Source organism: Bacillus thuringiensis, assembly GCF_001595725.1.
In the GTDB taxonomy this organism is placed as follows: Bacteria; Bacillota; Bacilli; order Bacillales; family Bacillaceae_G; genus Bacillus_A; species Bacillus_A thuringiensis_K.
Genome location: NZ_CP014282.1, coordinates 5,237,091 through 5,243,635 on the forward strand (window position 1 = coordinate 5,237,091; position 6,545 = coordinate 5,243,635).

Here is a 6,545-nt window from a genome sequence, read left to right on the forward strand (position 1 = left end):
ATTCCACCACCTTTTAGGCCTATTGACTATTCTCCATAAAATGTTTCCTATGAAACATTTACGTTTTCATTTATATAATTTAATCTTACGTCTAATAAGATTTATTTTTCAATAGGTAATTTATTGGGTGTTCCCGGTTTGCGTGGATATTTCTTTGGTGTCTTGCGCTTTTTCTCGATTAATAAAATATTACGTTCACTCTCTTCAAACGGTAATTGGAACGTAGACATCTCTTTTAACTCTCCGCCTAGCACCTCTAAAGCATACTTGCCATTTTCAATTTCTTCGTTTGCTGCTGCACCTTTCATTGCAATGAATGTTCCTCCAACTTTTACAAGCGGTAAACATAGCTCACTTAATACAGAAAGACGCGCAACTGCACGTGCCATTACAATATCGTATGATTCACGTACACCTTCTTTTTTCCCAAACGTTTCAGCACGATCGTGACAAAATGCAACATCACTTAATTCTAACTTTTGTGCTAAGTGATTTAAGAAATTAATACGTTTTTGCAACGAATCTACAATTGTTACTTTTAAATGCGGGAAACAAATTTTTAAAGGAATACTTGGGAATCCAGCCCCTGCACCAACATCGCAAATTGAGAATGGTTTTGAAAAATCATAATAAAAAGCAGCTGTAATGGAATCAAAAAAGTGTTTTAAATATACTTCTTCTTTTTCTGTAATAGCCGTTAAGTTCATTTTTTCATTCCACTCTACTAATGTTTCAAAGTAGATTTTGAACTGCTCTAACTGTCTAGAAGAGAGGGTGATTCCCTTCTCTTCTAGCATAGATTGAAATTGTTCTATGTTCATCTAGCAATATCTCCTTACTATTTATTGGTTCGATACGCGTGCAATTTTTCCTTGTTCTATATACACAAGTAAAATGGAAATATCCGCTGGATTTACGCCAGAAATACGTGAAGCCTGCCCCATTGAAAGTGGACGAACATCTTTCAATTTCTGTCTAGCTTCTGAAGCAATGCTAGAAATCGCATCATAATCAATATCTACAGGGATTTTTTTATTCTCCATTTTCTTCATACGCTCTACTTGCTGTAAAGATTTTTCAATATATCCTTCATACTTAATCTGAATTTCAACTTGTTCTTTAACTTCATCACTTAATTCTACTTCACTTGGTACTAAAAGATGAATATGCTCATATGTCATCTCTGGACGACGTAATAAGTCACTTGCACGTATTCCATCTTTCAATTCACTTCCGCCAATATTGCGAATTAATTCTTGAACTTCAGGACGTGGTTTAATAATAATGCTGCTTAAACGTTCCTTTTCCTGTTCAATTTGTAATTTTTTATTTGTAAATCGCTCATAGCGCTCTTCTTTAATTAATCCAATTTTACGACCAACTTCAGTTAAACGAAGATCAGCATTATCGTGGCGTAATAATAGACGGTATTCTGCACGAGACGTTAATAAACGATATGGTTCATTTGTACCTTTCGTTACAAGATCATCAATTAAGACGCCAATATAAGCATCCTCGCGACCTAAAACAACTTCTTCTTTACCTAAAGAACGGCATGCTGCATTAATTCCAGCCATAAGCCCTTGTCCGGCCGCCTCTTCGTAACCAGAAGTTCCATTAATTTGTCCTGCTGTATATAAATTTTTAATCTTTTTCGTTTCAAGTGTTGGCCATAGTTGTGTTGGCACAATTGCATCATATTCAATTGCATAACCTGTACGCATCATTTCAACATTTTCTAGGCCTGGAATTGTTCTAAGCATGTCACGTTGTACATCTTCTGGTAAGCTTGTGGATAAACCTTGTACATATACTTCTTGTGTATTACGCCCTTCTGGCTCTAAGAAAATTTGATGACGTGGTTTATCATTAAATCTTACTACTTTGTCTTCAATAGAAGGACAGTATCTAGGACCTGTTCCTTTAATCATACCAGAATACATAGCTGAACGATGTAAATTTTCATCTATTAAACGGTGTGTTTCTGTACTTGTATATGTCAACCAACATGGAATTTGATCCATAATAAATTTCGTTGTTTCAAAAGAGAACGCACGTGGCTTATCATCACCTGGTTGAATTTCTGTTTTACTGTAGTCAATTGTATTACTGTTTACACGAGGAGGTGTCCCTGTTTTAAATCTAACAAGATCAAAACCAAGCTCCTCTAAATGCTCAGATAATGTAATAGACGGTTGCTGATTATTTGGACCGCTTGAATATTTTAAGTCGCCCATGATAATCTCGCCGCGTAAAAATGTTCCAGTTGTAATTACAACGGTTTTTGCTGTATATTCTGCACCAGCTTGTGTAACTACCCCTTTACATACACCTTCTTCAACGATTAAACGCTCTACCATTCCTTGGAACAACGTTAAGTTTGGTGTTTCTTCAATTGTTTTCTTTAATTCATGTTGGTAAGCGAATTTATCAGCTTGCGCTCGAAGTGCACGTACGGCTGGCCCCTTACCTGTATTTAGCATACGCATTTGAATATGAGTTTTATCAATATTACGTCCCATTTCTCCGCCTAATGCATCAATTTCACGAACAACAATCCCTTTTGCTGGTCCACCAACAGAAGGGTTACATGGCATGAATGCTACCATATCCAAGTTAATTGTTAACATTAATGTTTTTGAGCCCATTCGTGCTGCCGCAAGACCAGCTTCACATCCTGCATGACCTGCACCGATTACTATGACATCGTATGAACCGGCATTGTATCCCATTGTTTATTCCTCCTAATAATCTCTATCTTTCTACAACTTCACTATATTATTTTCCTAAACAAAATTGAGAGAACAACTGGTCAATTAAGCTTTCATGCACTGTGTCCCCAGTAATTTCACCAAGTATTTCCCACGTTCTTGTTAAATCAATTTGTACCATATCAATTGGTACACCATTTTCAATCGCCTCAACTGCATCACCGATTGTTTTTCCTGCTTGTGTTAATAATCCAATATGTCTCGCATTAGAAACATATGTCATATCTGCAGAATCGATTGTTCCTTCAAAGAATAAATCAGCTATTGCCTTTTCGAGTTCATCTATTCCTTGTTCCTCAATTAAGGATGTTGTAATAACACGATTTCCCGCGGCTAACTCTGTAACACGTTCCATATCAATCACTTGCGGTAAATCAGTCTTATTCACAATAACAATAAAGTCTTTTCCTTGTACCGCACGGAATAGATCTTCATCCTCATTTGTTAAAGCCTCGCTATAGTTGACAACAACTAATACTAAATCCGCTTGGCTCATCATTTCTTTTGAACGTTCCACACCAATTCGTTCAACAACATCTTCTGTCTCCCGAATACCGGCTGTATCTATAAGTTTAAGAGGTACACCACGCACGTTAACGTACTCTTCAATAACATCACGAGTTGTTCCTGCAATATCAGTTACAATTGCCTTTTTCTCCTGAACAAGACTATTTAATAACGATGATTTCCCAACGTTAGGTCTACCGATAATTGCTGTAGCAATACCTTCACGTAAAATTTTCCCTTGTTTTGATGTTTCTAATATTTTTTCGATTTCCGAACGAACATGCGTCGCTTTCTCAATTAAAATATTATGTGTCATCTCTTCTACATCATCGTATTCTGGATAATCTATATTTACCTCAACATGAGCTAATGTTTCTAATATTTCTTGACGCAAAAGACCAATTAATTTAGATAATCGCCCTTCCATTTGATTAATTGCTACATTCATTGCACGATCTGTTTTTGCTCGAATCAAATCCATAACCGCTTCTGCTTGTGATAAATCGATACGTCCATTTAAAAAAGCGCGTTTTGTAAATTCGCCCGGTTCTGCCAATCGTACTCCTTGTGCTAGAATAAGTTGCAATACTTTATTTACTGAAACAAGTCCACCGTGACAGTTAATTTCCACTATATTTTCACGTGTAAAAGTCCTTGGTGCGCGCATAATAGACACCATAACTTCTTCAATAACTTGATTTGTATCTAAATCAACAATATGACCATAATGAATAGTGTGAGAAGGAACCTCTGTTAAATCCTTCCCCTTAAAAATACGGTCAACTTTCTCAACCGCATCATCCCCACTTACTCGAACAATGGCAATTGCACCCTCTCCAAGCGCTGTGGAAATCGCAGCAATTGTATCAAATTCCATGTCCTTTCACCTCACTTGCTTATTTATCTCTATTTCAACATGATTATTTCTTTCACTAAATTATTAGGATACCATAACGAACCTATCTACAAAAGAAGAATAACTCATTTTATTATATCCCCATGTAAAAAACACTAAACTTATTCACAGTGGATAAGTTTAGTGTTTTTTTAGTTATCCACATCTATTTTTCGCTCAAAAAAACCGGCACTCATTTGAGCAACCGGTCATTTAGGAGATATTACAACATGCCGATGTGGTTCATTTCCTTCAGAAGTTGTATTGATACCTTGATGATTTGATAATGCCTGATGAATAATTTTTCGTTCAAAAGATGGCATCGGTTCTAAAATAACTCTTTTTTTCGTATTAAATACTTGTTTGGCTAATCGATAAGAAAGTGATTCTAAAGTACTTTTTCTTTTACTACGATAATTTTCAGCATCTAGTGTAATACCGATATACTGCTTCGTGTTACGATTCGCGACAAGTTTTGTTAAATACTGTAAAGAGTTCAATGTATTACCTCTTTTCCCAATTAAAACACCTACATCATCACCAGAAATTGTAAATTCGATTTCGCGTCCTTTTACAATTTTACTAATCTCAACTTCCACACCCATATCGTGAATAACATTTCTTAAATATTCTTCACATTCTTGAATTGGATCTTTCTTCAATGCAACTTCTACTACTGCAGGGCGATTCCCAAATAAACCTAAGAATCCCCTTTTACCCTCATCGACAATATTTATATCTACTCGATCTTTTGATGTATTTAATTGCCTTAAAGCATCCTCTACTGCCAGCTCGACTGTTTGTCCTTTAGCAGTAATTACACTCACTTGCTTGAGCCTCCAGCTTTACCAGCCTTACTAGCCTTAATCTCTGGCCCTTTAATAAAGTACATTTGAGCAATACCAAAGATATTACCAACAACCCAGTAAAGTGATAATGCAGCTGGGAAGTTAATTGCAAAGATTAAAATCATAATCGGCATAAGCCAAAGCATCATTGCCATTTGTGGATTTTGACCAGCTGTTCCTGCCATTGCAAGCTTTTGCTGAATAAATGTCGTAATTGCTGCAACGACTGGTAAGATATAGAATGGGTCTGCATGTCCTAAATCGAACCATAAGAAACTATGTTGTTTAATTTCAGCTGTTCTCATAATTGCATGATAAAAAGCGAACAGAATTGGCATTTGAATAAAGATTGGTAAACAACCAGCTAATGGATTTACACCATTCTTTTGGTATAACTGCATCATTTCTTGCTGCAGTTTTTGCTGTGTCGCTTGATCTTTAGAGCTATATTTCTCTTTTAACTTCACCATTTCCGGTTGTAACGCTTGCATCGCTTTCGTACTCTTCGTTTGCTTAATCATTAATGGTAATAACGCAAAACGAATGATAAGAGTCGTAACAACAATTGCTAAACCATAATTACTGTTAAATAAGTTTGCAAAATACGTGATTAACTGAGAAAGCGGGTATACGAAGTATTCATTCCAAATTCCAGTGCTTTTTGGTGTAATTGGCTGATTTACTTCACTACAGCCAGCAGTAATCGCCATTAATGCAATAAGCATGGCTAGTAAACCTAATTTCTTTTTCAAAGCCTACTCCTCCTTGTATCGGTATGTATATAGTGTAATTCATTTCCTTACGCTACTTTTTTATTCTTTTCATACCAGAGCGTTTAAAGACATGAATTAAGCTTTTCTTTACTTCTTCATATGTCATCTCTGCACAAGGCTTCCTTGCTATTATAACAAAATCTTTTCCAGAATCTATCTCATCTTTTAACTCTGTAATAGCCTGACGGACCATGCGCTTAATTCGATTACGAACTACTGCATTTCCTATTTTCTTGCTAACAGAAAGGCCGATGCGAAAGTTTGGCTGTTCTTCTTTATCTAATTGGTATACAACAAACTGACGATTCGCATTTGATTTTCCTTTTTGAAAAACCGCCTGGAATTCATCATTCTTCTTTATACGATGTTTTTTCTTCATATCAATTGACACTCCTGTATTTCATCAGCGGAAATTCACTATTATTAGAAAAAAAGACCACTGAACGATCAGTGGTCTACGCAGATAATACTTTTCTTCCTTTACGACGACGAGCTGCTAGCACTTTACGTCCGTTCGCTGTGCTCATACGGCTGCGGAAACCATGTACTTTGCTGCGCTTACGTTTATTTGGTTGGTAAGTTCTTTTCATTATATGACACCTCCCTGAGGAATATCTGTTAAAGACAGTCCTATAAATTATAGTTAATCAACTAGGAAAATGTCAATGGTTCTAGAAATTTTCATCAAATATTCATTTTGAACCTATTCACATACTTTTTCACAGCACCTATATTTCCTTGTGGATAAATG

7 protein-coding genes are annotated in these 6,545 nt (G+C 36.0%); all 7 read right to left on the reverse strand.

What is annotated here, in order from left to right; genetic code table 11:
• Positions 1-101 precede the first annotated feature (101 nt).
• Entirely contained in the window at positions 102-821 is a 720-nt protein-coding gene (gene rsmG / locus AXW78_RS26350) for a 16S rRNA (guanine(527)-N(7))-methyltransferase RsmG (RefSeq protein WP_001019628.1), read from the reverse strand.
• A 21-nt stretch (positions 822-842) separates the two neighbouring features.
• Entirely contained in the window at positions 843-2,732 is a 1,890-nt protein-coding gene (gene mnmG, locus AXW78_RS26355; protein WP_000541028.1) for a tRNA uridine-5-carboxymethylaminomethyl(34) synthesis enzyme MnmG, read from the reverse strand.
• Between the two features lie 46 nt (positions 2,733-2,778).
• On the reverse strand, positions 2,779-4,155 hold the full coding sequence (gene mnmE / locus AXW78_RS26360; protein ID WP_000393758.1) for a tRNA uridine-5-carboxymethylaminomethyl(34) synthesis GTPase MnmE: 1,377 nt from the start codon (positions 4,153-4,155) through the stop codon (positions 2,779-2,781).
• Between the two features lie 227 nt (positions 4,156-4,382).
• Positions 4,383-5,000, reverse strand: coding sequence for an RNA-binding cell elongation regulator Jag/EloR (gene jag, locus AXW78_RS26365; protein ID WP_000111511.1), 618 nt, complete (start codon positions 4,998-5,000; stop codon positions 4,383-4,385).
• Positions 4,997-5,773: a YidC family membrane integrase SpoIIIJ gene (gene spoIIIJ / locus AXW78_RS26370; protein WP_000727734.1), complete on the reverse strand. Its 777-nt coding sequence runs from the start codon at positions 5,771-5,773 to the stop codon at positions 4,997-4,999. The genes jag and spoIIIJ overlap by 4 nt, the downstream gene beginning before the upstream one ends.
• 52 nt (positions 5,774-5,825) lie before the next feature.
• Entirely contained in the window at positions 5,826-6,173 is a 348-nt protein-coding gene (gene rnpA / locus AXW78_RS26375; protein WP_000726621.1) for a ribonuclease P protein component, read from the reverse strand.
• Between the two features lie 76 nt (positions 6,174-6,249).
• Complete coding sequence (gene rpmH / locus AXW78_RS26380) at positions 6,250-6,384, reverse strand: 50S ribosomal protein L34 (protein ID WP_000831901.1); 135 nt, start codon at positions 6,382-6,384, stop codon at positions 6,250-6,252.
• Between the last annotated feature and the right edge of the window lie 161 nt (positions 6,385-6,545).